Annotated in this window: 20 protein-coding genes and 1 pseudogene; 18 read left to right on the forward strand and 3 right to left on the reverse strand. The window is 46.3% G+C overall.

Annotation, left to right across the window (positions count from 1 at the left end):
* Positions 1-464: 464 nt before the first annotated feature.
* The 3 genes and pseudogenes from U4956_RS13810 to U4956_RS13820 all read left to right on the forward strand — a co-directional run.
* Positions 465-1,014: pseudogene (locus tag U4956_RS13810) on the forward strand (IS607 family transposase); the annotation flags it as partial.
* Positions 1,015-1,036: 22 nt separating this feature from the next.
* Positions 1,037-2,764: a zinc ribbon domain-containing protein gene (locus tag U4956_RS13815; RefSeq protein WP_323091292.1), complete on the forward strand. Its 1,728-nt coding sequence runs from the start codon at positions 1,037-1,039 to the stop codon at positions 2,762-2,764.
* A 492-nt stretch (positions 2,765-3,256) separates the two neighbouring features.
* Positions 3,257-3,793 carry an O-acetyl-ADP-ribose deacetylase gene (locus U4956_RS13820; RefSeq protein WP_323091293.1) on the forward strand — a complete coding sequence of 179 codons (537 nt, stop codon included), beginning with the start codon at positions 3,257-3,259 and terminating at the stop codon, positions 3,791-3,793.
* Between the two features lie 156 nt (positions 3,794-3,949).
* On the opposite strand, the gene cobA is transcribed toward U4956_RS13820, so the two are convergent.
* Both cobA and U4956_RS13830 read right to left on the reverse strand, forming a co-directional pair.
* On the reverse strand, positions 3,950-5,458 hold the full coding sequence (gene cobA, locus U4956_RS13825; RefSeq protein WP_323091294.1) for a uroporphyrinogen-III C-methyltransferase: 1,509 nt from the start codon (positions 5,456-5,458) through the stop codon (positions 3,950-3,952).
* Entirely contained in the window at positions 5,455-6,102 is a 648-nt protein-coding gene (locus U4956_RS13830) for a bifunctional precorrin-2 dehydrogenase/sirohydrochlorin ferrochelatase (protein ID WP_323091295.1), read from the reverse strand. The genes cobA and U4956_RS13830 overlap by 4 nt, the downstream gene beginning before the upstream one ends.
* Positions 6,103-6,873: 771 nt before the next feature.
* Between U4956_RS13830 and U4956_RS13835 the strand changes: the two genes are divergently transcribed.
* From U4956_RS13835 to holA, 11 genes are all read left to right on the forward strand, one after another.
* Entirely contained in the window at positions 6,874-6,996 is a 123-nt protein-coding gene (locus U4956_RS13835) for a hypothetical protein (RefSeq protein ID WP_323091296.1), read from the forward strand.
* A 470-nt stretch (positions 6,997-7,466) separates the two neighbouring features.
* Positions 7,467-7,820, forward strand: coding sequence for a helix-turn-helix transcriptional regulator (locus U4956_RS13840; RefSeq protein WP_323091297.1), 354 nt, complete (start codon positions 7,467-7,469; stop codon positions 7,818-7,820).
* A 744-nt stretch (positions 7,821-8,564) separates the two neighbouring features.
* Complete coding sequence (gene mnmA / locus U4956_RS13845; protein ID WP_416347428.1) at positions 8,565-9,722, forward strand: tRNA 2-thiouridine(34) synthase MnmA; 1,158 nt, start codon at positions 8,565-8,567, stop codon at positions 9,720-9,722.
* 58 nt (positions 9,723-9,780) lie between these two features.
* Positions 9,781-12,174: an AAA family ATPase gene (locus tag U4956_RS13850; protein ID WP_323091299.1), complete on the forward strand. Its 2,394-nt coding sequence runs from the start codon at positions 9,781-9,783 to the stop codon at positions 12,172-12,174.
* 457 nt (positions 12,175-12,631) lie between these two features.
* A complete protein-coding gene (gene alaS / locus U4956_RS13855) occupies positions 12,632-15,265 on the forward strand; it encodes an alanine--tRNA ligase (protein WP_323091300.1) in 2,634 nt (877 codons plus the stop codon).
* Positions 15,266-16,298: 1,033 nt separating this feature from the next.
* Positions 16,299-16,550, forward strand: a complete 252-nt coding sequence (locus U4956_RS13860) for an IreB family regulatory phosphoprotein (protein WP_323091301.1) — start codon at positions 16,299-16,301, stop codon at positions 16,548-16,550.
* Positions 16,550-16,984, forward strand: coding sequence for a Holliday junction resolvase RuvX (gene ruvX / locus U4956_RS13865; protein ID WP_323091302.1), 435 nt, complete (start codon positions 16,550-16,552; stop codon positions 16,982-16,984). Before U4956_RS13860 ends, ruvX begins: the two co-directional genes overlap by 1 nt.
* Before the next feature lie 109 nt (positions 16,985-17,093).
* A complete protein-coding gene (locus U4956_RS13870) occupies positions 17,094-17,354 on the forward strand; it encodes a DUF1292 domain-containing protein (RefSeq protein WP_323091303.1) in 261 nt (86 codons plus the stop codon).
* Complete coding sequence (gene mltG / locus U4956_RS13875; RefSeq protein ID WP_323091304.1) at positions 17,347-18,444, forward strand: endolytic transglycosylase MltG; 1,098 nt, start codon at positions 17,347-17,349, stop codon at positions 18,442-18,444. The genes U4956_RS13870 and mltG overlap by 8 nt, the downstream gene beginning before the upstream one ends.
* A gap of 46 nt (positions 18,445-18,490) precedes the next feature.
* A complete protein-coding gene (gene greA, locus U4956_RS13880) occupies positions 18,491-18,961 on the forward strand; it encodes a transcription elongation factor GreA (protein WP_323091305.1) in 471 nt (156 codons plus the stop codon).
* Positions 18,962-19,315: 354 nt separating this feature from the next.
* Positions 19,316-20,257, forward strand: coding sequence for a DNA polymerase III subunit delta (gene holA / locus U4956_RS13885; RefSeq protein ID WP_323091306.1), 942 nt, complete (start codon positions 19,316-19,318; stop codon positions 20,255-20,257).
* 616 nt (positions 20,258-20,873) lie between these two features.
* Here the strand turns inward: holA and rpsT are convergent.
* Entirely contained in the window at positions 20,874-21,137 is a 264-nt protein-coding gene (gene rpsT / locus U4956_RS13890) for a 30S ribosomal protein S20 (protein ID WP_323091307.1), read from the reverse strand.
* 109 nt (positions 21,138-21,246) lie between these two features.
* Between rpsT and fmt the strand changes: the two genes are divergently transcribed.
* The 4 genes from fmt (at position 21,247) to rpsO (ending at position 25,707) form a co-directional block, all read left to right on the forward strand.
* Positions 21,247-22,179 carry a methionyl-tRNA formyltransferase gene (gene fmt / locus U4956_RS13895; RefSeq protein ID WP_323091308.1) on the forward strand — a complete coding sequence of 311 codons (933 nt, stop codon included), beginning with the start codon at positions 21,247-21,249 and terminating at the stop codon, positions 22,177-22,179.
* 1 nt (position 22,180) lies between these two features.
* Complete coding sequence (lepA, locus tag U4956_RS13900; protein ID WP_323091309.1) at positions 22,181-23,986, forward strand: translation elongation factor 4; 1,806 nt, start codon at positions 22,181-22,183, stop codon at positions 23,984-23,986.
* On the forward strand, positions 23,983-25,098 hold the full coding sequence (gene hemW, locus U4956_RS13905; protein WP_323091311.1) for a radical SAM family heme chaperone HemW: 1,116 nt from the start codon (positions 23,983-23,985) through the stop codon (positions 25,096-25,098). The genes lepA and hemW overlap by 4 nt, the downstream gene beginning before the upstream one ends.
* Positions 25,099-25,443: 345 nt before the next feature.
* Entirely contained in the window at positions 25,444-25,707 is a 264-nt protein-coding gene (gene rpsO, locus U4956_RS13910) for a 30S ribosomal protein S15 (protein ID WP_323091312.1), read from the forward strand.
* The last annotated feature ends 276 nt before the right edge of the window (positions 25,708-25,983 follow it).

Consider the following 25,983-nt stretch of genomic DNA (forward strand, 5'->3'; position numbering starts at 1 on the left):
TTTAAAATAATAAGGGCTAAATGATTGAAATTCCGTTATCGGCTCATCCTCCATTTTTCACCTGTCCACTATTCTTTGCATGTCCATCGTCACCAACATGTCCTTTGTTATCAAGCTAGGCGAATACGCCATGGCTTGCCATGGGGATGAAAGCCCTCTGAAAGATGCTTTTGAGATTCAATAATGGATAAGATGCGACCGACAAAAGCGCTAAAAGCAATTTTTGTCTGTTATATATGAACGTTTACGCCTGAAATCAACATTTTAGAGTTTGTTATGATCATTAATTGCGAACGTTTTTAGTCAACCTGACCATGAAAGGGACATTTGTCAGGCCCATCTGGATAAATAAAATAAATGCGTTTTCGGCCTTTTTATTGCGCATTTTTTGCGTCTGATGTACAATGAATATAGAAATAGAAAGCGCGTAGGTCTGCCAGTATTTTGGAGTTACCAGACATACTTTGTACAGAATGATCAAAACTGATAACCTGCCTTATCATCTTTCTATTGGCGGCCATTATATGTTTGATTCTGAAGAGCTGGATGTCTATCTTGGGAAGACTCCAGAAAAGTCGCAAAGAACCGCCATTGGTTATTGCCGTGTTTCTACAAAGAAAAGAATGGCGGACCTGGAAAGGCAGGCAGATGTTGTTGAGATCTATATGCAGAAGCAGGGCTGGCAATACCAGATTATTGAGGATATTGGATCTGGAATGAATTACAAAAAGCCAGGTCTGCTTAAACTGATAGATCTGCTTATAAACAGAAAAGTCAGTCACATTGTCATTACCCACAAAGACCGCCTGCTGCGTTTCGGCTTTGAACTGGTTGAATATCTTGCCAAAAAGATGGAGACAGAAATTGTAATCATCAATCAGGGAGAAGAACGAAACAGCGCCCAGGAACTCACAGACGACCTGATTGCCATCATTACTGTTTTTTCTGGCCGCTTATATCTTATATGGTTCACGTAGCAACAAGAATAAGGAAATAATTGAAGAAACCAGGAAACTGCTGAAGGAGGACAACGAAGATGAGTCGATCGAAAAAAACAATTCAGATGGTGTCCGTCCGACTGGACAAAAACCAGAGCAGACAGGCAGATAACTTATTTCTCGCCTGGAGAGAAACCTATAACCTTCTTGCTCCTTTTGGCTGTTCCATTGAGTTGATGGGAAAGTCCTGGAAAAAGTGCCGGGACCAAATCCGCGCTGAAAAACGACAGCTTCTTAAAGATACGACCAATCACGTAGCTAAATTGACGGGTATTTCTTTTCCAAAGGGAATGCTTCCTTCATGGCTCTGGACATGTGCTATGCAGTCTATCATCACAAACCGTAAATCCATGGAGGAAGAGATCATCCGCCGTATCAAGGATGAACTCTATACGAAGTACAAGATGAATGCCCAGGAAGCCTCAGTTGTATTTTATGTGGTCAAGACGCCTTCGCTGTTTAAACCAATCATTCGAAATCATCGGTTTGAGCCTCTGGAGATTTCCAATAAAGATATCGCTGGCCGCCTGAAAAAATGCGATCCTGTCAGAATCCACCGGCTTCTCACTCATGCGGCAAGAAGGTATCGACAGTACCATAAACCAGTTCATACCAACAAAGGCAGCTGGATGAGAATTGACAAAAACGGTTATACAATCCGTCATGAAGAGAATACAACAATCATTCAGCTGATGGGGTTAGGAAACCAGGAGCCATTTGAAGTCAAACTCCGGGGGATTTTCTATACATCCAAAAAAGAAAAGACCAGAGGCAACCTTACTGTGCTCTATGACCGTGAAAAAAAACGTCTGGTTTTTCAGAGACTTGTCGAAGTAAGAAACCATCCTTCCAAGTCAGAGAAGAACGTTGGCGTAGATGCTGGAATTACTTCTTTGCTCAGCACTTCCAATAATATTTTGTCTGCTGAACTTAAAAAGAAGAAAACTGAAGATAAAAAACAGGCGTTGCGCAAAAACAAGAGCAAGGCGGCTGAAACTTTAGACCAAAGAACTTACAAAGAATGCTTTTATCCTGCTTCTGATTTTCTGAGTGCGCGAGGAGTTCAGAGAAACCGGATGCGGGATCGAAGAAAAAATCTTTTAAAGCAGGCTGACCAGGAGAAGTTTGCCTCTAAAAAGCCAGATCTTTCCCCTCAGGAAAAGAAAGCCTGCGAAGAACGAACATACTCGCTTTTGCGCAAGGCAGAAAGGATCAGAAAGAACAATACCCGTGGTAGAAAGTCCTTTGCCCGCCAGTCCAGAAAGATCCAGGCCCATCTGGAATGCCTGATCAACGAAGAAATCGCTTTGGTCCTGAAGACAGACCAGAATATCGGTCATATTGTAATGGAAGATCTGGATATCCGAGGGGCGGCCAGCAAGTATAAGCGAATGAACCGCCTGCTTTCGGAATGGATGTATGGCGTCCTGCAGGAGAGAATCGAATACAAAGCCGGCCTGAAGGAGATCGGAGTCTCGTATGTCAATCAGGCCTACAGTTCCCAGTACTGCCACATCTGCGGAGCAAAAGTTACCCGCGACAAATCAGCACATGAAAAGGCGTTTTGTCCTGTACACAAAGAAATGAACGCCGATATCAATGCGGCGTCCAATCTTGTATGGATTTATGAGAATCATCCGGAAATCACCAAATGGACTCCCCGAGAGAGCATTAAGAAGCTTTATGAAGAGAGAATCGAGCAGTTAAAGAATCAGCAGGAAACAAAACAAGAAGTAAAACAAGTAACCAGTCAAGTAACACCATAACTCCCTAACTAACTAACCAAGTAAACAAATGAATAGACAGCCATAATGACTGTCCGAGCTTTCATCAAGCCCGGCCGGAGCTGTTTTGTGAAATCTTCGGGTTTCTTAAAACTCAGGCCTGTACCGCGCCGGACGGGCTTTGAGGGGGACCAATTCTGCGAGATTGGGGTATGCCCCTTAAAATTACAAGCTGTACTTTCCCCGGAAAGTGCGGTGCGTAAAGCGGGACTTAGATAAGATTGAAGATTCAGAGTGGAGTCCAAAAGACAAGGCTTTGGATCACCATTCAATTTAACCCTTCGACCGCCGGCTAATGCCGAACACTGTTCGCAGACAGGGATGAGTACATTTTATCCTTCCGAGGACAAATTCTACTCATTTATTGAAGGGGAGAATTTGTTCAGGCGAACTAACCAAAACGGTTGATTTTGTGGCGAGATGAACTTAAAAATACGCTACAATGAGAAAACGCACACAATGGAGGGAAGGAATATGACTGAAATTAAAGCAATCTGTGGCGATATTACCAAGGATCATGGCGTGATGGCGATCGTCAATGCAGCCAATACCAGCCTGCTTGGCGGCGGGGGAGTGGATGGAGCGATTCACCGGGCTGCTGGACCTGAACTTCTTGAAGAATGTGAGACTCTCAATGGCTGTCCAACTGGCCAGGCCAAACTGACACGGGGTTACAATTTACCGGCTGCCTATGTGATTCATACCCCGGGACCGCGCTGGCGCGGTGGAAATGAGCGGGAAAGAGAACTGCTGGCCAACAGCTACTGGAACTGCCTGCAAGTTGCTTTGGATCATCAGATCCGCTCGGTAGCCTTTCCATCGATTTCAACGGGGATTTACCATTTCCCATTACGGGAAGCTTCTTTGATTGCGGTTTCAACAGTAAAGCGATTTGTAGAGAACAATCCGGACGCATTTTCGCAGATTCTCTTTGTGCTTTTTGATGACAAAACCCGTCACATGTACGATAAAGCGATTCGCCAGGTCTGCTCAGCCAAACCGCTGATCTGACCTGGCTTTTCTGGTCGAAAAAAGTCCGATTGAGGCGTCTGTGAACCACTCGATCGGACTATTGTTTTTGGACACGTCTTTTTGAACATGCTTCTTATGGATTGATCTGGTCTTTGAATATCCAGCCATGCAAGCTGAATTTGCTTCCAGAATCGACTATGCTGTCGGGCTGCTTTCGGATTTTTCTTTGCTCAGGGCATCTGTAATAAGCAGACGGGCAACCTCTTGGGCCTGGGGGTGCGGGCTGATAAGAACTTCACTGTCTAAATCGCTGACCAGACTGGCAATCGCTTCGGATAGGGCAATGATCGTTTTGACGCGCGGCCTTTTTTTCAGGTTGCTCCAGCATTTTGCAGCGGTACGGCTTGGCAGCACCAGATAGTCATACTCGAGATCAGCTTCCAGGGCACGTCCCGGTCGGCATGCAAAATCATACAGAGCTACAAAGTCAGTTTTCACATCGGTTCGTTTGGCAAGCTGATCCCGTAAAGTCGGCAGAGCTTTCTGGCTTTGCATCAAGACAACATGGTCGCCGTCTTTGACTTGATTTGCAAGTTCCAAGGCAAGGGAGGCGCTGTCAGAGCCGGAAGCAACCAGATCTGGAATGATCAAAGCCTGTTCAAATCTTCTGGCCGTTCCTTTTCCGATGCAGGCAATGCGCATGCTGGCAAGACTTCGCAAATCCCGGTGTTCTTCAGAAAGCAAAGACAAAAAGCGATCGGCACCATGGGGCGAAGTGAAGACCAGCCAGTCTGGATGATCGTCGAGAATGGCTGAAAGATCAATTTCAAAATCCGTGTATTCGTAGCGAAGAAGACTAGCAGACTGCATATCAGGGGGCAGCAGAGCACTTAGTTTGGCATTAAAATCTTCAGAGCCACCAAGAGCAATCCGGATCGGGTTAAGGGGCGAATAACTCGCAACAGAGCCGCCAATCACAATAATTCCAGGACTTTTTAAACGATTTTCCTCTGCACTCTTTGCGAGAAGGCCAAGAGATGTTTTAATGCTTGTTGTCATTGTAAACACAGGACTCGTAAAGATTGCACAAGGAGTCTGCGGATCCAGACCGGCTTCGATCAGATTCTGACGGATTGAATCCAGGTCAGCCATCCCCATCAAAAAGACAAGAGTTCCCTGAAAACCTGCAATCTGTTTCCACTCGGTTCTGGTTCGTGGCTGCTTAGCGTTATGGGCGGTAAGCACCATGAATCCAGCAGCCTGCGTGCGTTTGGTCAGTCCGAAGGCTTCTTTGGAGGGAATGCCATAGAACGACGAAATGCCAGGCAGGACGCGTACCGAGATGCCATGTGCTTCTAGAAATTCGACCTCTTCCATACCGCGGCCAAAGATCATTGGATCTCCCCCTTTCAGGCGGACAACCTTTTTACCGTCCAAAGCCTCGTCAACCAGCAGCTGATTGATTTCACGCTGATCGGCACTGACCAGATGGCCCCGCTTGCCACGGTAAATTCTTTGCGCTTTTGGATGAGCACAATTGACGATGCTTTCGTCGACCAGATCGTCATAGATGACGATATCGGCTCTGGCAATTGCTTCTTTGGCAGCTGCCGTCAGCCAGGAAGCATCGTGACAGCCAGCACCAACCAGATCGACAACTGGCTTTGAATTCTGGTCTGAATTTACGATTGGTTTGTCGTTCATTTTTGTTTCTCTTCTTTCTGTTTCTGGTCATATAACAACAGAAGGGCCTCAAGATGGTCTGCGTCGAGCGGACCATGGTTGGCCAGACTGTCTTTAAACAATTGGGAAAACAAGGCTGCCCGGACGAACTGAACTTTGTATCGTTCGATCATGACCGGCCGCAATGCGGCCAGCCATTCCAGAATGGATGAAAATTCTTCCGGAATGATCGAGCGGATTTGGTTTTTGATATAGACAGCAGCACTTGGTGAAGCACCGGATGTGGAAACACCGATGACCAGATCACCCTGTTCAATGACAGCGCCGAAAATACAGTCTGACAAGCCTGCATTATCGACCACATTACAGAGGATCCCCTTGTAGCGACATGCTTTTGCGATCCTCTCATTTTCGAAATAATCATCGGTGGCTGCAATCACAAACTGGCAGCCATCCAGATCTGATACCATCCAGCCTCGATTGATCAGCTGGATTTTTTTTTGCGCTGCCATCTGGGCAAGCTCATCCGCGCATTCTGGAGCAATAATGGTCAAAGCTGCTCCAGTTTTAAGAAGCCGCTTTGCTTTTTCTAAAGCTGTATGTCCACCCCCGATAATGGAAACAGGTTTGTTGGAAAAATCAAAAAATAAAGGAAAGTAGGCCATAAAAACTCCTTTCGTCCTTACCTTTACAAAGTATAGCGGGCACTCCTGTTTTCCGGCTTTCTAAGGCCGCAAAAGATGTGGTGATGGTCAAAGGCAGACAGATCAACCTTGCACGAAATTTCGCCCCCTTAAAAAGACTGTATTCATTTAAATTCCAGAGAATTATGATATTAAACAGTTAATATTTAATCGTATCAAACCAAAAGAAGGGCAGACCATATTGATAAAGGTCTGAATCGAAGCGAGGGGCTGGATTGAGCTTGCCCTTGCATCCGAGCCGGCCGATGTGTGTACGACTTTATGCGCAGGCAAGAAAAGCCAGCAAAACAGAAAAGGAAGCTCAAATCTGGAAAGAGAATGCGAGTGCTCGACTGACTGACTGCCCGAGTCAGGATCAGGCGGTAGTAGGAGATGGGGAAGAACAGACGGTAAATATTTTTTTGAAACGATCAAAAAAAGATATTAAAAATACACACTTCAGGCATATTGATGAGGAATTCAAAAATGTTCATCATATATAGACAAAAATCAAAAGGGCATTCGTTCAGAACATTGAAAAAGCTAAAGATAAATTGCTGTCATTAAGTAAGTTCAGGGGTGCCGGAAATTGTTGATCTTTCTGTCCTGAACAGCGAAATGAACGAACGAATATTCAGATTCGAATTATTCATATATGGATAACACTAGATCTTGAATCGTATGGACATGAAGTAACTTCATGGTCAGTCAGATCGAAATTCAGTCTGTGAATATGGAGATATGACCATAAATATGGTAAATATAAATATTAAAATTGTCCAAAGACAAAACGGTTCTGCTCAAAAAAATCCAAATTTTGTCCTTGAAAAATGGGCAGAAATGCGCAAAAAAACGCCGTTTTTATTGGTTCCATAAAAATAACTCAATTAAGATTTTCTTTAAATGGAGAAATCTATTGATAAACTTCGGTAAAAAAGTGTAAGATTTATAAAAAGTGAATGGATAGTGACGGGGATGATATACAGAATTCACCGTCCAAAGATTACATCCATTTGCCAAGTGCGAATCAGGCGATTGAAGGAGGGGATCCTGCACAGATAACCTGAAATTCGACTTTTCCCGTTTTAATTCATTTCGACGTCCAGTCAGTCTGCGTTTTGAGAACCAGTTTTTCGTAATGTGAAAAAAAATGTTCTGAATCTGCAGACAAAATACAAAAGGAAAGGATAAAGCTTCTCAACGTGATTTGAATTTACCTGGGAGAACTCCTCGATATACGGATAGCAGTGCGTTTCGAGGGGATGTACCGCCGACTGGGTGGGAATTTACGCATGTGGACTGTCAGCACATCTGCCTATGCTTCCAAATTGCCGACAGGAAGAAGCATGAATAGAAGAAGGCCGCAAGGCCAAAACGAGAAGCAGGGATTGTCTTTGGCGAAAAAATCTGCTTGTGTGGAACTTGAAGTTGGTAGTCCTGAATATTCAGTCGTTCATGCTATTCAGGATACGAGAGAACGGCTTCAGATTACACAGACCGAACTTGCTAGACGCACTGGTATTGACCAGGGGGATATTTCCAAACTCGAACGTGGAACGCGAAATCCGTCTTTAAAGCTGCTCAAAAGACTCGCTCACGGTCTGGGGATGGAACTTAAGATTTACTTTATCCCGATTGAATCGTCCCAGGAAGGCGATAGCCAGCCAACTGATCGTGCCGGGGCTCTTACGCAAATGTAGTTTTTAACACTGATAATCCTGGTGAATGAATAAGCTGGAATCATTCATGCTGTTGATTAAATAACATTACCTAATCTGAGATGAGTTTAGCTATCACGTTTTGGGTTATTGTCATTAGTAGTAATAACTATCGTTTATAATAGTCACAATGACTAAACACGCTATTTGCATAAGAGCCCGTGCCGGACTTTAATAAGTCCGGTTTTTTTGACTTTAATTTTTCTGGCCACACGAAAAGCAGAAGATCCATTCAAAAAACTGCAGGCGGCCTGGAAAGTGAGAGTTTGCCAGACTTGCCTGGTTCGATACAATAAAGAATTGAATCCATCGATTGCATCCAGAGGGAAGAAATTTTCAAAACTCTGTCAGTCTTCGGTTTTTCTGTTTTCATTTGGACCTTCTTGGATCTGCTTCTGGCTGCCTTTTTTCGACGAATAAGCAGATACTCTTTAAAATATTAAAATATAGGTTGAAAGCCGAAAACCAAAATGGAAAAGCGCCATCAGCTGGTGGATTTCCAACATAAGTCTGTGATAAGTCTTTTATAAATCTGTCAGACTCTGGCGTCGTAAATTGATGTGGATTTTAAACTGGAAAGATCCTGCGTTTTGCCAGGATCATTTAGAAAGCAGAGGCATTCTTATGACCGAAACAACAACAGATCCAAAGGATCTTCTTCATACTCTTGATTACACCAGACCTGCTCCTCTTCCTTCTGCGCTGGCCGGGCGCAGACCCGAAGAGATTAAGGTTCTGGTCGGCCTTTCCGGTGGAGTGGACAGTGCGATTGCAGCCTTTTTACTCTCCAGGCAGGGTTTTGATGTCACCTGCTGCTTCATGCGCAACTGGGACTCTTTTGCCAATAACGATGTGGCCGGCAACCCCGACCTGCTCAATCCTGTCTGCCCGCAGGAACAGGATTACCAGGACGCGAAAGCCGTTGCCGACAAACTCGGTCTTGAGCTGCTGCGTGTGGATTTTGTCCGGGAGTATTGGGATGACGTGTTCTCCGTCTTCTTAAAAGAATATGCCCGAGGCCGCACCCCGAATCCGGATATTCTTTGCAACCAGTTCATTAAGTTTGATGCATTTTATCATTATGCAATGGCCCATGGCTTTGATGCGCTGGCGACAGGTCATTATGCATCCAACTTTGTTGAAGGCAATTTTACCTGTCTGGGCCGGGCTGAGGATTTAAACAAAGACCAGACTTACTTTCTCGCGCAGATTGCCGAGGAACCATTATCCCGCACAATTTTCCCGCTGGGCACGCTGACCAAACCACAGGTGCGCGAGATTTCCCGGGAACTCGAACTGGATTCCGTTTCTTCTAAAAAAGATTCCACTGGCATCTGCTTTATCGGAGAACGCAATTTCCGTCAGTTTTTAAGCAACTATCTGCCTGCCAGACCAGGAAAGATCATTGATCTGGATTCCGGAACGGTGGTCGGCGAGCACCAGGGGGTTCTGTATTACACCATCGGCCAGCGCAAAGGTCTGCATATCGACCGCTTTAAAGGCCCATGGTTTGTTGCCGGCAAAAACGTCGAAACCAATGAGCTGTATGTGGCCAGAACCGATCAGCGACACTGGCTGGATTCTGACAGTGCCCGCATTGAAAAGATCAACTGGCTTGTTGAAGATGGCTATTCATTCCCAGAAAACTGCACCGTGAAATTCCGCTACCGCCAGGCCGATATTCCTGTTCGCCTGGAAGTGGATGGAAATTGCGCGACAGTTTACTATCCACAGAAAAGTGCAGCCGTGACTCCCGGTCAGGAGGCGGTTTTCTATGATGGAAAGCGCTGCCTTGGCGGGGGCGTGATCGAACAGGTTTTCGATCAGGGGCAGGATCTTTTCGAAACCATCAGAAAGCGAGCTGAAAGTTTTGGCAAACACTGAGACTACCCCGTTTTTTTCTGAAACGGATCCCCATTTTGATCCCGTGGCGGATCGGGCAATGAATCAGGATGTTGACCTGTCCAGTGCATTTATTCCGGTTGGCAATCTATCCTTCGAAAAGGCACGTCTGGCCTCGAATGCTCTGTCAGATCTGTCTGATCCGTCCGCTCAGCTGGCTTCTGAAGCTGAACTTTCGAAAAAAGCTGAAAAGGCCGAAGAGCAGATAGCCTCTTTATCCACGACGCCGCTTGCTGCGGATCCTGAACTCGACCTGTTAAAAGCGTCCGAACAACCAGAATGGCCCGTATTTACCGGGCAAATTGAGCGGATTTATTTCAACAAGCCGGAATCCGGCTTTGTGATTGGTGTCCTGCGGGAAGAGCAGATGAAAAAAACAATCCGGTTTAAAGGCACTCTGCCTGGATGTGAAGTCGGGCAGCTCTGGCAGATTCAGGGCGACTGGGTTCATCACGAAAAGTATGGCGATCAGATTGCGGTCGATACAGCCAGGCAGCTGGAAAAAAGTTTTGATGAAGACCTCATCCGCTTCTTTTCGTCCAAGCGGTTTCCCGGCGTCGGAAAAACCACCGCAAAAAAAATTGTGGATGCTCTTGGAGAAGGAGCCATTACGACCATTTTGCAGGATCCAAGTGTCCTGACAAACCAGTGCCAGCTCTCTGAAAAACTGGCCTATGCGATCAAAGATGGTCTTCGAGGACTTGGCGGCAAAGGCCAGCAGATTGAACAGATGCTGCGCTGGGGTCTCAGCCAAAAAGACATCAACCTCATCCAGCAGCTTCCTGATGATATGCAAAAAAACCTGCTCAAAGATCCGTATTGGGCTTTTTATAACGTCCGGGGCTTTGGCTATGAATCCTCTTCAAAACTGGCTGATGGGTGTCATGTTTCAAAAGATGATCCACGCCGCATTGAAGCCAGTGTCTATCATCAGCTGAGGGAGATGGTTTATCACTCTGGCTCAACGGCGATTTCCCGGGCAAATCTTGCAGGCGTCTGCCAGACCCCGGAAGAGGTTTTAAATCCGGCTTTAAAATCGTTGGCTGAGCGCAAGATCGTTACGGTGCGGGACAACTTCGTCTATTTAAGCGAACAATACCAGGCAGAACTGTTGATTTCAGCCTTGATGTATACTCATCTTTTCCAGGTCGAAGCCCCGGCATACCAGACGATTGAAGCGGCGTTGCGGAAAGTCGAAAAACGCTACCACATTCAATACGATAAGGACCAGCACAAAGCGGTTCATACGTTTCTTAACAATTCCATGATGATTCTCAACGGCGGACCCGGTACGGGTAAAAGCACCCTGCTTAAAGGCCTGCTGGCGATGATCCGGGAATTCTATCCCAACCAGACGCTGTTGCTTTGCGCACCGACAGGACGGGCGGCGAAGCGGATGAACGAACTTTCCGGCCGCAGTGCCCGCACAATCCATTCTCTCCTTGGCTGGGATGCGGACCTCGACGCGTTTGCCCGGGATGAAAACCACCCACTCAGCTGCGATTTTCTGGTTGTCGATGAGATGTCGATGGTTGATAACCGCCTGTTCTCTTCGCTGCTTCGGGCTTTGCCGGCGTATTGCCGGATTCTGCTGATCGGGGACGAAGATCAGCTGGAAAGCGTAGGTCCAGGCAATGTGCTGCGGGATCTGATTGAATCGGGGAAGGTTCCCGTGGTCCGCCTGGAAACCTTGCACCGTCAGAAAAAAGGAAGCGGGATTTCCCTGCTTGCCAGTGAAATCCGTAACAATCGACCGGTGACCTTTGAAAATCCGGTGACTTTTCTCGATGTGCCCCAGGATCAAACGATGGCTGTGCTCGAACAGGTGATCAACCAGCAGGAAGATCCAGACAGCATGCAGATTCTTGCACCACGCTATGGCGGGCAAAGCGGCATTCATGAAATCAATGCGATGATGCAAAAAATCATCAATCCGTTTTCTACAGCCAAACCAGAGATAGCCATCAATGTCACGACCGCCGATGGCAGACGGGCAATGACGTTTCGGCAGGGGGACAAGGTATTGCTCAAGATCAATATGGCCGAACTGGATGTTTACAATGGGGATATCGGAGAGATAACTTCCGTTGATCCGATGACAGGATCTTTGATCTGTGAGTTTAACGGTATCGAAGTCGAATTCACCAAGCAGGCTCTGTACCATACAGTTACGCATGCCTGGTGTATTTCGATCCATAAGTCTCAGGGATCGGAATATCCGAATGTCTGCCTGATTGCTGACTATAACGGAGGTTCCATGCTGCGCAAAAGGCTGCTGTATACGGCGGTCTCGCGGGGCAAGGCAAATCTGACGATCGTCGGCAGCGAGATGCTTTTTCGCAATGGCGTCCGCACGCAGGAAAGTGACCGGCGGCAGACAACGCTGCAGCTGCGCATGAATCAATATTGGCAATATATGGCCAAAAAACTGTGAGCAATCCCTTCATTTTTGGAATGGTTTCAAAGGATCCTTGCCTAAAAACGGGAGGATTGTTTTACATCTTTGCGCCAATCAGTCTATAATACGATTTGCAGTGCAGACAGGGAAAAGAAGCAGTGTTTCGGAAAGAAGAGAGCAGCGGTTGGTGAAAAGCTGCCCGGAGTCTGTTTTACGAGCCGCCCTCGAGCTGACGCTTCCGGCGATATCGGAGAATTAAGGGTGCTTTCCGCACAATGACCAAGGAAAGTAAACCGGGATGGTAACGCGTGTTCAACGTTCCTGGAGACAGGGACGTTTTTTTGTGCTTTGTCAAAACGTGCACAAGCAGGACCGGTCTGGTTCTGGTCCATTGAAGGATGGACTTTCCCCTTGTTTATTCTTAATGATTCGATATCCTGGCCAGGACAGCCCACAGAAAAGGCCATGTCTGATGCGAAAGGAGAAAAACGACATGAAACAGCTGACAGGTAACCAGGTCAGACAGATGTTTCTGGACTATTTCAAGTCTAAAGATCACATGATCGAACCAGGAGCAAGTCTGGTTCCACACAACGACCCGACGCTTTTATGGATCAACGCGGGCGTTGCCGCGCTGAAAAAATATTTTGATGGTTCTGAAAAACCAAAAAAGAACCGGATTGCCAATGCACAGAAGTCGATCCGGACCAACGACATCGAGAATGTCGGAAAAACGGCCCGTCACCACACATTCTTTGAAATGCTGGGTAACTTCTCCATTGGTGACTACTTCAAAAAAGAAGCCATTCCATTTGCATGGGAATTCCTGACAAGCCCAAAATGGATCGGATTTGACCCAGAAAAGCTGTACATCACCGTGTATACCGATGACGATGAGGCGTATCGCATCTGGACCGAAGTATGCAAAGTTGATCCCAGCCACATTCTGAAGACCCACGAAAACTTCTGGGAAATCGGGAAAGGCCCAGGGGGACCAGACACTGAAATCCACTACGACCGCGGGCCCAAATACGATCCAGAAGGTCTTGGCGAAAAACTGTTCTTTGATGAAATGGAAAACGATCGGTACATCGAAGTCTGGAACGTTGTATTCAGCCAGTATGACTGCAACCCTGAAATTGACCGCAAAGACTACAAAGAACTGCCACAGAAAAACATTGATACCGGTATGGGCCTCGAACGTCTGGTCGCTCTGATTCAGGATGGCGAAACCAACTTCGACACCGACCTGTTTTTGCCTATTATCCACGAGACAGAACGTCTTTCCGGCAAGAAATACGAAGGCGACAACAAGATGGCTTTCCGCGTGATCGCCGATCATATCCGTACGCTTGTCTTCGCTTTAAGTGATGGTGCAGGCTTCTCAAACTCCGGCCGCGGCTATGTTTTAAGACGTGTTCTGCGTCGTGCTGTTCGCTTTGGTCTGAAACTCGGTCTGGATGAACCGTTCTTATATCGTCTGGTTCCCACCGTTTCCGAAAACATGAAAGACTTCTATCCATACCTGATGGATCACATTGAAGAAAATGAAAAAGTCATCCGTCGTGAAGAAGAAACCTTCAAGAAGACCCTGAAAAATGGTCAGGCGCTGCTTGACGAAGAAATGGCAAAGGCCAAAGATGGCAAACTGAGCGGCGAAGTGACATTCAAACTGTATGACACCTATGGCTTCCCATTCGAAATGACCCAGGAAATTGCTGAAGAAAACGGTCTGAAAGCTGACCGGGCTGATTTCGATGAACAGATGGAACAGCAAAAAGAGCGGGCAAGAGCCGCCAGAAGCAAGGAAGATTCCTTCGGCAAGCAGAACGAAGAACTGATGAACTTCACCGAAACCTGCACCTTCACGGGCTACGATCGCTATGAAGATGAAGGCCGCATCATCGCTCTGTTCAATCAAGAAGGCCATATGGTCGATGAGCTGTCCGATGAAGGCCAGGTGATTCTCGATGTCACTCCATTCTATGTACAGTCCGGTGGTCAGGTTGCCGATACGGGGACTTTAACGGGTGAAGATGGCGTTAAAGCTCATGTTGTGGATGGAATCAAGACGCGCAACAAACAGCATCTGCTCCAGGTTGTTGTCGATGAAGGACAACTCCATGTTGGTGATCGTCTGCATCAGGTTGTGGATGCCGAACGCCGGGTGAACACAACAGCCAACCACTCTGCCACCCACCTGCTGCAGTCTGCCCTGAAATCCGTTCTTGGAGATGGCATTCACCAGGCAGGAAGCTACGTCGGTCCAGAATATTTACGTTTTGATTTCAGTTACCGTGACAAACTGACTCCAGAACAGCTCGAAGAGATCGAAAACAGAGTCAATGTCATGATCGAAGACGCTCTTCCTGTAACCAAGGAAATCATGCCGATCGAAGAAGCCAAGAAAACAGGGGCAACGGCTCTGTTTGATGAAAAATACGGGGATGAAGTCCGCGTTGTGACCATGGGAGATGTGTCCAAAGAATTCTGTGCCGGCTGTCATGTGGGCAACACCAACGAAATCGGTCTGTTAAAGATCGTTGGTGAAGAATCTATTGGTTCTGATACCCGTCGTATTACAGCTAAGTCTCGTAAGGCTGCTTATGATGACTTTGCCGCCCAGCAAAAAATGCTTGAGCATATTGCCAAGACTGCAAAAGCCAAAGGCATCAAGAATCTGACGGACAAGATCGACTCTTCCTTCGAGCAGATGAAAGAAATGCAGAAAGAAATTGCCGATCTGAAAAACCAGATCTTCACCCTGAAATCCAAAGAATGGGCAAGCCAGGCCAAAGAGATCAATGGCCTGCATGTTCTGACCAAACAGGTCAGCGGCATGGATGGCAAAGCGCTCAAGGAAATCGCTTCTACGCTCAAAGGCAATGACGATTCCATGGTTGTTGTTCTGATTTCCAACAACGATGGCAGACTGGCTATTGCCGCTGGCGCTGGTAAAGAAGCCGTGAAACGCGGCGTTCATGCGGGCAAGCTCGTTAAAGAAGCGGCTGCGATTACGAATGGTAAAGGCGGCGGAAAACCTGACCTGGCTCAGGCCGGTGGATCCGATGCTTCCAAGATTGACGAAGCGCTCAACAAAGCCAAATCTATGGTTGAAGAAATCTAAGCGATTACTGAATCCATTTGAATTTGTTCTAAAAGCCGGGGATGTTCACATCTTTGGCTTTTTTTGATGGAAAAAGACATCTGTAATTTCTTGGAAGGACCAAACAGAATTCGAAGAAAAACAGAGAAAAGGGGATTGACAACAATCCCGAAAAACTGGAAATAATGGGAGACACTCTGGCTGCCTCCTTGCTTGAAGGTCTGAAACCAGATGAAAAATGACGTAAAACCATACATTTTGAGTGAAATCTGCTTATAGCGGGAAAACAGGCAAGATTGAATTTAAAAGCCAGTTTTAAAAAAGAAGGATGAATCCAACTGTTCAAAGCGCTCAATCCAGCCGGATTTTAGCAAGACTTCGCCCTAAGTGGAAACAAAAAAATTTCTGTCGGCGGTGTTGAAAGAAGAAACCAGCAGGCCTGCTCTAAAGCAACAAAGACGTCCCGTAGGCAATCAACTAAGAAAGCTTGCTGTTTAAAAGCAAAAAGAAAGCCCTGAACCATTGGGAAACAAAGACAAGACCATGAGCTGACAGAACTGTCAAGAAAACTTTGCTATTCTAAACCAGATACGCCCAATTTGCTTCATAACAAAGAGAATTTCGATTCAAATTGTCTTTTCGAACGGGCATGATTCCACAAAAAGAAGGCGAGGCTGATTCTGGGCCTTTTCAAGGAGGCCCGTTTCAGGCAGTTCAAAGCCAGAAGAAAGTGAAATTGGTCTGCCCTGTCATCGGTTTTCTGATCAAATCAGCAGTGTTGAACTGCTCAATCGGCTAAGGTATTCATAACCATGGCTGGACGGATCAGCCAGTCCATCCGGCCGGGATCTTTGTACAAGGCAAACTGTGCAGGGAAATCGGCAGGTCCAGCGATGATCATAAAAAGCAGCTGACAGACTCAGATTTTTGAAGAAAAGTGGGGTAATCGCCAATAAAAAGCCCTGTTTTTTGAAAACTGGTGGCAAATCTGAGCGTCTTTTCAAGAAATGAGGATTGGTGTATCATATAAGCGCTTTAACAAGGAGGGTTAACAATGGCTAATATTACAGAAACAGTAATGTTCACCACCGAAAAGATTCGTCGTGAAAATATTAAACGTATTCTTCGGGAAGTTTCTGAAGCTCTTGAGGAAAGGGGATATAACTCGGATAACCAGATTGCCGGTTATCTGATCAGCGCGGATCCAGCCTATATTTCCTCCTACAAAGATGCCCGGAATACCATTCAGAAAGTGGAACGCTACGAGATCATTGAAGAACTCGTCAGAGCGTATCTGGAGAAATAATGGAAAGACTCATCGGGCTTGATCTTGGCTCAGTCACCTGCGGTGTTGCCATCAGCGATCCGTTAGGCATGATTGCCAGAGCTCTTACGACAGTACGCTTCGCACCGGATGATTACGATACGGCCCTGGCGGAAGTACTGAAAATTATTCGCGAAAACAAAGTTAAAAACGTAGTCCTTGGTCTTCCCAAACACATGAATGGCGACATCGGTGTTCGTGGTGAGATCTCACAGAATTTCGCTAAGAAGCTGGAGGAAAACGGAATCCACGTTGATTTGTGGGACGAACGCCTGACCACAAAGGCAGCAGAAAAAATTCTGATTTCAGCGGACCTGTCCCGCAAAAAACGGAAAAAAGTAATCGATCAGATGGCAGCAGTTCAGATTCTGCAAAGCTATCTTGACCGTAAAAATGGCGGTCTTGTTTCGTTTTAATCAAGTTTTTCCAGGGGCAAATATTATTTTTGCCCCTTTAATTGTTTTGGTGCAGCTTTCAGGTTCTTTGATCAGGGAATGAACCGGAAGTCAAAAAGGAGGACATTACATGATTGATTCAAATTCTTTATATGTAAAGGATGAAGACGGCAACGAAAAAAGAATGATCATTCTGTTTACATTCAGCAGTGATGATTATGGCAAATCGTATGTTGTTTTCCAGGATCCGGAAAATGAAACCGGTGAAATCTACGCGTCGGCCTACAATGATGATGGCGAACTGCTCCCCATCGAAACAGATGAAGAATGGGATATGGTAGAAGAAGTCATCAATACGTTCGTCTCCGACGAGGAAGAAACGGATGACTAAAAGGAAGGTCCGAAAAAAAAGTCATAAGGGGTTATGGATAACACTGATTCTTCTGATTGTCCTTGCAGCTGGAGCGGGCGGGGCGTACTTCTGGTATTCTTCTTCGCTCAAACCTGCTGGCAACGAGGAACAGAAGATCGGAATCGAAATTGATCAAGGGGAAAACCTGAATACATTACTGCATCAACTGAAGGAAAAAGGCCTCATCAAATCTGAAGAGGCCGCAAAGATCTATGGCAAGCTGGAAAATCCAGCTATGTATGCCGGAACGTATGAACTCTCGCCAACGATGAGTGTTCCGGAAATCTTTGCCTATCTCGCCAATCCGGCCAACGCCATTGCGGACTATGTCTCGGTTATGATTCCAGAAGGAACATGGGCCAAAGATACGGCTCAGATCCTCGCAGATGAAGTTCCAAATCTGAGTAAAGACGAGTTCATGCGGCTGTGGAATGACAACGCCTATATCGAACAGCTGGCCAGCGAATATCCATTCCTGGATCCATCTAAGCTGGAAAACGATCAGTACTTTGTCAAACTGGAAGGCTACCTGTTTCCAGATACATATTATGTTGGTCTGGATGCAAACGAAGACCAGGTCACACGGATGATGCTGGACCGTTTCAATGACGTCTATGCCGCCCATCAGGCAGAAATCGATAACTGCGGGCGTTCCATTCAGGATCTGATCACGCTGGCCAGTGTGATTCAGTTTGAAAGCGGCGATCCATCCGAAATGAATGACATTTCCGGCGTGTTTGTCAACCGCCTCAACCAGGGAATGCCATTGGAAAGTTCCGTGACGGTCTGCTATGCACTGTACGATGATTTCAACTCAGGTGAAGACTGCGAAACCAATACGCAGATTGATTCCCCCTACAATACTTACCAACATACAGGACTGCCGATTGGACCGATTCTCAATCCAGGCGAAGATGCAATCATGGCGGCTTTACGGCCGACCGGACATGATTATCTGTTCTTCGTTTCTGATGTGTATGGGGATGGAAAGACGTACTTCGCCAGAACCTATGATGAGCATCTTGCCAACATCGAGCGATTCAATTTGCAGATTTCTGATTCTCAATAAAAAAAGTGATACTATTTTAATGTTTTGAAATCTGGAGGATTGAAACATGGCTGAAAAAATTTTTGTAACCCAAGAAGGTCTGGAAGAACTCCATGCCGAGCTTGAAAATCTTGTCCATGTCGTAAGACCTGAAGTCATCATTGAACTGCAGGAAGCCCGTGCACAAGGTGACTTGTCCGAAAACGCCGACTACGATGCTGCCCGTGATCATCAGGCCCGTGTCGAAGCCCGTATCAAAGAACTCGAATCTCTGATTAAAAATGCGGAAATTATCCAGGAAGGAGCAACAGGAACCAAAACAGTTCGTCTGGGTTCTACTGTAACGATCCACGATAACAGCGACGGTACCGAAATGACATTCAACATTGTTGGTACCATTGAAGCTGACCCATTTAATAACAAGATTTCCAACGAAGCACCCCTGGTCAAAGCGATTCTCGACAAAAAAGCCGGAGATACCGTTCTGGTCAAAGGTGTAGAAGAACCATACGAAGTAACAATTGAATCTGTTCTTTAAAGAAAAAGCGTTCGACCTGTTCGAGCGCTTTTCTTTGCATTAGACAGCCTGCCTGTCAAAAGAGCAGGATCCATCTGGACAATCTTCTTGAATCCGGCATGGCCTGATGGTCCTTAATCCTGTAGACAGGCAAACGCGCTGGAAACAGGGACATAAAATCAGGAAACAGATTGGAATAGGATAAGGCAGGCGGTACTGGCCAGACAGGATAGACAACAAAAAAGATCCTCGAAAAGTGCCGGCCCAAGTATCAGCGTTCGGGCTTGATGGCCGAAAACAGAGCTGAAATGACCCAAGAGGAAACTCTAAGAGGAAACCCAAAAAGGAAACAAAGAAAGGCGGTCTTGCGAATATATGATCTATGTTTTGATTGGTGAAGACGCTTCACGGATGGAATACAAGCTGGAGCGGATTAAAAAAGAAGAAAACTGCGATCAGATTGATCGCTTTAACTGTGCCAAGGATGACCCGGCCGAGATTCAAAACGAACTGGTAACGATGAATCTGTTTGCACAAAAGCCGATGGTTATTTTGACCAATGCCACGTTTTTAGGGGCCAAGAACACCACCCCCTTTAAGCCGGAGGAAATTCTGACCAACATTCCTGAAGACAAAGTCGTAGTGATGATGGCAGAAATCAAGAAGATGGATACGCGCAAGAAGGTCATCAAGAATCTTCAGAATACGGCCAAAGTTCTGGATTGCATGCCGCTGGATGAGAAAAATCAGCCTGGCGAGATCCAGCAGATGATTAAAGAGCGCAAGCTGAAAATGGACCGCGATGCCTTTGATTGGTTTTGTGCCAATGCCGGCTATTCCCAGCCTGTTCTGGCCGGGCAGCTTGATAAACTGGCCCTGTACTCCAATCATCTGACACTTGCCGATGTCAAGGCATTGACGACCGTAGAACCAACTCACAACGTTTTTAAAATGACGGATGCATTGTTTCGCAAAGACCGAATCAAGCTGCTCGAACTGTACCGGACCTTCAGGGGCCAGAACATGGAACCTCAGGCGATACTCGGTCTTCTGGCCGGACAGATCCGTTTTGTTTACCAGGTGCGCGTACTGATGGACTCTGGCTGTAAAAAAGAAGAAATGATGGACATCCTCAAGGCTTCAAGCGGGCGGATCTGGAATACGATGAAAAACGCCAACCGCTTCCGGGCAGATCAGCTGCTTGATCATCTGGCTTTGCTGTCAAATCTGGATGAGACCATCAAAAGCGGTCGGATGGATCGGGATACGGCGTTTGAAAACTTTATTCTCCAAATCCAGGATCCCTCAAACAGATAGACGGTTGAACGTTTGATAAAGTCCTGGAATGATTGAATTCCATCTTTAACAGATGTTTTCTACGGATTTTATCCGAGGCATATTGTTGTGTCGGACAGAATTCAGCGGGAAAGTCCAGAAGACAAAATATTTTGCGGATACAAGATTGTCTGCTTTTGAAAAATATGTTCGCGCTTTCGTAATTTTTTCCCTGTAGGGATAAGAACAGAGCAAAAAGAATTTCAGCCCAGGAAGGGATGGATTGGAAGCTGATTTTCGGGACAGATCGTGAACAATTCAAAAAAAACAAGGTCGGGCTGATCACACTTCTGATCAGAAAAAATACAGACAGGGAAATAAACCGAAAAACAGACTGAAAAAATAGCCTGAAAAAATCGATCAAAAAAGAGCTGGAGGACTATGATGGTCTTCCGGCTCTTTAATTTGATCGGTGCTGGAAATGAAGATTTGTAAAAACCAACTCTTATCGGATTTGGCTGATCCTTCCAATCTATCTTTGCAAAAAAGGCACAAAAAAACGAAGCCAAAGCTTCGCTTTTGTTGTTTTGATCAAAACGACAAATAACTGACTCGCAGAGAGTCATTTAAAAAACGATATCTAAAGGATATCGTGTTTTTACTTGATGGAGTTAACTGCTTTAGCAAGTCTGGATTTCTGGTTGGAAGCATAGTTTTTATGCTTGAAACCTTTAGAAACAGCTTTATCCAGTTTGGAGCAGGCTTCAGCATAAGCTGCAACAGCTGCTGCTTTATCTTCAGCTTCTACGGCTTTCAGCACTTTTTTGATCGCTGTTTTGAGAGCTGATTTCTGAGAAACATTGCGGCTTCTTGCTTTATTATTCGTGAGAACACGTTTTTTCTGCTGTTTGATCTGCGGCATGGGTACACCTCCTGACGTAACGCTTTGAAATTATAGCAAAGTGCTTTTTACAATGCAACAAATGCCCGCCTGATCAGTTATAATACAAACCCGAAAGGGGGCATTCCTTTTGAATTCCAGAATTATTTTTATGGGGACTCCCCAGATTGCGGCCGACGTTTTACAGGCACTGCTCGACAAGAACGCCAACGTTGTCCTGGTTGTCTGTCAGCCAGACCGCAAAGCTGGCCGTAAGGGTCAGCTGCATGAATGTGAAGTCAAACAACTCGCACAAAAACATAACATTCCTGTTTTCCAGCCGGAACGAATCCGTAAGGACTACGGACCCATTGAAGAAGCCGATGCCGATCTGATTGTGACTTGCGCTTATGGCCAGATTGTACCCAAAGCTGTCCTTGATGCGCCGAAACAGGGATGCGTCAACTTACATGGATCCATTCTTCCTGAATACCGCGGCGCTGCCCCAATTCAGCGCGCTATTTATGATGGCAAGACAAAAAGCGGCATGTCCTTGATGCGCATGGAAGAGGGAATGGATACCGGTGGTGTAGCCGCCATCAAGGAAATCGAAATCCTGGATACCGATAACACCACAACTTTATTTGAAAAAATGGGGAAAGCAGCCGGTGAGCTGCTGATTGAAAATCTTGAAGCATTACTGGATGGTTCTGCCTGCTTTGAAGAACAGAATGAAGATATGGCAACGTATGCGGCCAAGATTTCCAAAGAAGAAGAACAGATCGATCTGACTCGAACAGATCGTGAAATTTTCAACCAGATCCGGGCTTTATCCAGAACACCCGGCGGGTATGTCATGGCCAACAACCAGAAACTCAAGCTGTTAAGCGTGCGCTATCTGCCAAAAGAAACACCGGGCATTGGGGTGTTTGCAGCACCAAGTAAAAAACAGTTTGCGATGGGTGGTCATGAGGGACTTTTCTTGCTGGATGAAGTTCAGCCCGAAGGCAAAGCTGCCATGAAATCCGCTGATTTTGTCAACGGGAAAGGCCGCAGCCTCATTGGAAAGAAAGCGGGGGAATAACTTGGATCAGAAAAATATCCGAAATTTTTCAATTATCGCGCATATTGACCATGGAAAATCGACGCTGGCCGACCGGATTCTCGAACTGACGGATTCCGTTGAAAAACGGGAAATGAAAGACCAGATTCTCGACAGCATGGATCTTGAACGGGAGCGCGGAATTACTATTAAACTCAATGCCGTCGAACTGGTGTATCACGCCAAAGACGGTCAGGACTATCTCTTTCATCTGATTGATACTCCGGGCCATGTCGACTTTTCCTATGAAGTGTCACGCTCGTTAGCAGCCTGTGAAGGGGCTATCCTGGTCGTCGATGCCGCTCAGGGAGTTGAGGCTCAGACCATGGCCAACGTCTACCTGGCTTTAGACAACGACCTGGAAATCCTGCCGGTCATCAATAAAATCGACCTGCCAAGCGCCCAGCCGGATGTCGTCAAAGAAGAAATTGAAAACCTGATTGGGCTGGACTGCACCGACGCAGTGGAAATCTCAGCCAAGTCCGGACTGAATGTCGACCAGGTTCTTGAAGAAATTGTCCACAAACTGCCAGCACCATCGGGTGATGGGACAAAACCATTGCAGGCGCTGGTTTTCGACTCGGTCTATGATCCGTATAAGGGCGTTATCGCCTGGGTTTCCATCAAGAACGGGAAAGTCAAGGTCGGCGACAAGATCAGACTGATGGCTTCCCAGGCTGAATATGAAGTCACTGAACTTGGCGTACGCACACCAAAACTTTTAAACAAAAACGAACTTGAAACCGGTGATGTCGGCTGGATCGCTGCATCGATCAAAGACATCAAAACTGTCCGTGTCGGTGACACGATCACTTTATCCGACCGCCCCGCAGATCAACCGCTCCAGGGATATAAAGAAATGCAGCCAATGGTCTATGCGGGTATTTATCCTGTCGATAATGCCCGTTATGACGATCTGAAAGAAGCGCTGGAAAAACTGCAGCTTAACGATGCATCCCTGCATTTTGAGCCGGAAACTTCCCAGGCACTGGGCTTTGGTTTCCGATGCGGTTTTTTGGGACTGCTGCATATGGATGTTGTCGAAGAACGGCTGGAAAGAGAATACAACCTCAATCTGATCGCCACTTCGCCATCCGTAATCTACCGGGTTCATAAAACCGATAAAACGATCGAGGAAGTCGACAACCCGGCTGCCTTGCCGCCTGCGCAGAAAATTGACTACATTGAAGAGCCATACGTCAAAGCAGAAATCATGGTGCCAAAAGATTATGTCGGAACCATGATGGAACTCTGCCAGAAAAAACGCGGCGAATACGTCGATTTACAGGTTCTTGATGATACGCGCATGGAACTGGTTTACCAGATGCCGTTATCCGAGATTATCTTTGATTTCTTTGACAAGATGAAGAGTGCAACCAAAGGGTATGCCAGTTTTGACTACTCTTTTTCTGGCTATCGTAAATCTGATTTGCAAAAACTTGATATTCTGCTCAATGGCCAGCCTGTCGATGCTTTAAGTATCATTGTCCATAAAGATTTTGCCTACACGCGCGGCAACGCAATGACGATCAAACTGAAAGATCTGATTCCAAAGCAGCAGTTTGAAATTCCGGTCCAGGCCGCGATTGGAAGTAAAGTTATTGCCCGTACCAACATCAAAGCGTTGCGAAAAAATGTCCTCGCCAAATGTTATGGCGGTGATATTTCCCGTAAGAAAAAACTGCTTGAAAAGCAGAAAGAAGGAAAGAAGCGCATGAAGATGGTCGGCAGTGTCGAAATTCCACAGGAAGCCTTTATGGCGGTCCTGTCCATGGACGAAGATAAATGATCGCTTCGGCCTACGTTCATATTCCATTCTGCCAGCACATCTGTACATATTGTGCGTTTGCCAGAACGGCAAGGCTCGACTGGATTGAACCCTGGTTCAATCAGTGTGTGTCTGAAATCCAGACCACGTTGCAAGAGGCCAGAGCCAAAGATGAAAACTTTGCTTTGCAGACCGTCTATTTTGGCGGGGGAACCCCAAGCCTTCTTTCTGTCGACAAGCTGAAGAAACTGACGGATTGTTTCAGACCTTATCTTGCAGATGAATATGAATGGACCATTGAAGCCAACCCGGAATCAATTGACGAAAAAAAGCTGACGGTTCTGCATGATGCAGGCATCAACCGGCTTTCCATCGGAATCCAGACCTTTGATGACGCAAGATTAAAGCAGCTTGGCCGTCATCATTCCAGCCATCAGGCCAAAGAATGCATCAGGATGGCCAGAAAGGCCGGCTTTGGCAATGTCAGTGTGGATCTGATGTATGGCTTTCTGGATCAGACACCCGAGCAGCTGAAACAAGATCTGGATGCGTTTCTGGATCTGGACGTCGAGCATCTGTCGATTTATTCGCTGATTCTCGAACCCGACTCGATCCTTGGCCGCAGGCAGACCGAAGAGATGGATGAACAGCAAAGCGGTGAACTGTTCGAGCAGATCGAAACCCGCCTGGAAAATGCCGGTTATACGCATTACGAAATTTCTTCGTATGCCAAAGGCAACCGATACGGTCTTCACAATGTGCTCATCTGGCAGGATGGTCTGTATTATGGCTTTGGCTATGGCGCCATCGGCCGCAACGAACACGGGCTGTATCATCACACGGGAACGCTCAAAGACTATATCGAGGGGAAAAGCCGGCTTGAATACGATGAAGATGCCAATCCCTGGTTTGATGCCATCATGACTGGTCTGCGGACGATCTTTGGATTGAATCTGAAATCCTGGAATGAGAAATATGGCTTTGACTTTGAAACGCGCTATCCTAAAACGCTTGCGCGATATGCCGATTCTTTCCAGCATAAGGATGGGTATCTGTGCGTAGATTGCAAAGGGATGGAAATCCTGGATACCATTCTGGTGGATTTTCTGATGGAAGATGAATCGGCTGGGTAGACTCTATTGGATAGATTCTATCTACTTCGAAGAATGGAATCGTTCAGGATCCGAATTGTATCGAAGCAATCCGATTGTCCGGATCCTTTTGTGCCAGGCAGGGCAGCTGCTTTTCCAAACCTTGCCTGGTCAGGTTTGATTCACATTCATTTTTGCGGTTTCTGCCTGTCGAATGGCGAGAAACTGAAAGCTTGGACTTGTTCTTTTGGCCAAAAAAGAATACACTGTAGCAGTTCGCTTCAGAAACAACTGAAACGAAGATTCTGACCGGATTCATACGCGGTATCTGGACACTCCGACCAATACTTCGTATCGAACGGAAATCGAAATGAAGGAGAAAATTTCATGACAAATGCAGAAAAGCAGGCAATCATCAAAGAATTTGCCGTACACGAAGGAGATACAGGTTCTCCTGAAGTTCAGGTTGCTATCCTGACCCGCCGTATTAACGAACTGACTGAGCACTTCAAAGTTCACAAACACGACTACCATTCCTACAGAGGTCTGATGCAGATGGTTGGTCACAGAAAAAACCTGCTGGCTTACCTGAAACGCAAAGATCTGGAACGTTATAAAACTCTGATCGCAAGACTTGGTCTGAGAAAGTAAGCGCAAGCTTGCTTTTTTTTTTACTCTTTTGAACGCTTGCAGCTTGATGTAGATAAGCTGGGCGGCAAATTCTGGCGACAGTCTGATCAGGCCGAAAGCTGGAGAGTACGTATGGGCATCTTCTCAAAAGTGGGCAGGTTTCTGGATCTGACTGGATAAATCGTCTTTATGGTGGGAGATTTTATCCAATAAGGACGAGACGGAGCGTCTTAAAAGTCGTTTTAACCTGATTTTCAGCTCAATATGCCTACAATAAAGACAGAGACTGCCTGGTCA

The organism is Allobaculum sp. JKK-2023 (assembly GCF_034745455.1).
Lineage (GTDB): Bacteria > Bacillota_I > Bacilli_A > Erysipelotrichales > Erysipelotrichaceae > Allobaculum.

What these genes read in the sequence shown, in the direction of transcription:
- hemW (WP_323091311.1), top strand. Translation starts at nt 23,983, where the DNA reads ATGATCGCTTCGGCCTACGTTCATATTCCATTCTGCCAGCACATCTGT.
- U4956_RS13860 (WP_323091301.1), top strand. Translation starts at nt 16,299, where the DNA reads ATGGCTAATATTACAGAAACAGTAATGTTCACCACCGAAAAGATTCGT.
- rpsT (WP_323091307.1), bottom strand. Translation starts at nt 21,137, where the DNA reads ATGCCGCAGATCAAACAGCAGAAAAAACGTGTTCTCACGAATAATAAA.
- U4956_RS13835 (WP_323091296.1), top strand. Translation starts at nt 6,874, where the DNA reads ATGGTAAATATAAATATTAAAATTGTCCAAAGACAAAACGGTTCTGCT.
- ruvX (WP_323091302.1), top strand. Translation starts at nt 16,550, where the DNA reads ATGGAAAGACTCATCGGGCTTGATCTTGGCTCAGTCACCTGCGGTGTT.
- U4956_RS13850 (WP_323091299.1), top strand. Translation starts at nt 9,781, where the DNA reads ATGAATCAGGATGTTGACCTGTCCAGTGCATTTATTCCGGTTGGCAAT.
- mltG (WP_323091304.1), top strand. Translation starts at nt 17,347, where the DNA reads ATGACTAAAAGGAAGGTCCGAAAAAAAAGTCATAAGGGGTTATGGATA.
- holA (WP_323091306.1), top strand. Translation starts at nt 19,316, where the DNA reads ATGATCTATGTTTTGATTGGTGAAGACGCTTCACGGATGGAATACAAG.
- alaS (WP_323091300.1), top strand. Translation starts at nt 12,632, where the DNA reads ATGAAACAGCTGACAGGTAACCAGGTCAGACAGATGTTTCTGGACTAT.
- U4956_RS13870 (WP_323091303.1), top strand. Translation starts at nt 17,094, where the DNA reads ATGATTGATTCAAATTCTTTATATGTAAAGGATGAAGACGGCAACGAA.
- greA (WP_323091305.1), top strand. Translation starts at nt 18,491, where the DNA reads ATGGCTGAAAAAATTTTTGTAACCCAAGAAGGTCTGGAAGAACTCCAT.
- U4956_RS13830 (WP_323091295.1), bottom strand. Translation starts at nt 6,102, where the DNA reads ATGGCCTACTTTCCTTTATTTTTTGATTTTTCCAACAAACCTGTTTCC.
- U4956_RS13840 (WP_323091297.1), top strand. Translation starts at nt 7,467, where the DNA reads ATGAATAGAAGAAGGCCGCAAGGCCAAAACGAGAAGCAGGGATTGTCT.
- U4956_RS13820 (WP_323091293.1), top strand. Translation starts at nt 3,257, where the DNA reads ATGACTGAAATTAAAGCAATCTGTGGCGATATTACCAAGGATCATGGC.
- U4956_RS13815 (WP_323091292.1), top strand. Translation starts at nt 1,037, where the DNA reads ATGAGTCGATCGAAAAAAACAATTCAGATGGTGTCCGTCCGACTGGAC.
- cobA (WP_323091294.1), bottom strand. Translation starts at nt 5,458, where the DNA reads ATGAACGACAAACCAATCGTAAATTCAGACCAGAATTCAAAGCCAGTT.
- rpsO (WP_323091312.1), top strand. Translation starts at nt 25,444, where the DNA reads ATGACAAATGCAGAAAAGCAGGCAATCATCAAAGAATTTGCCGTACAC.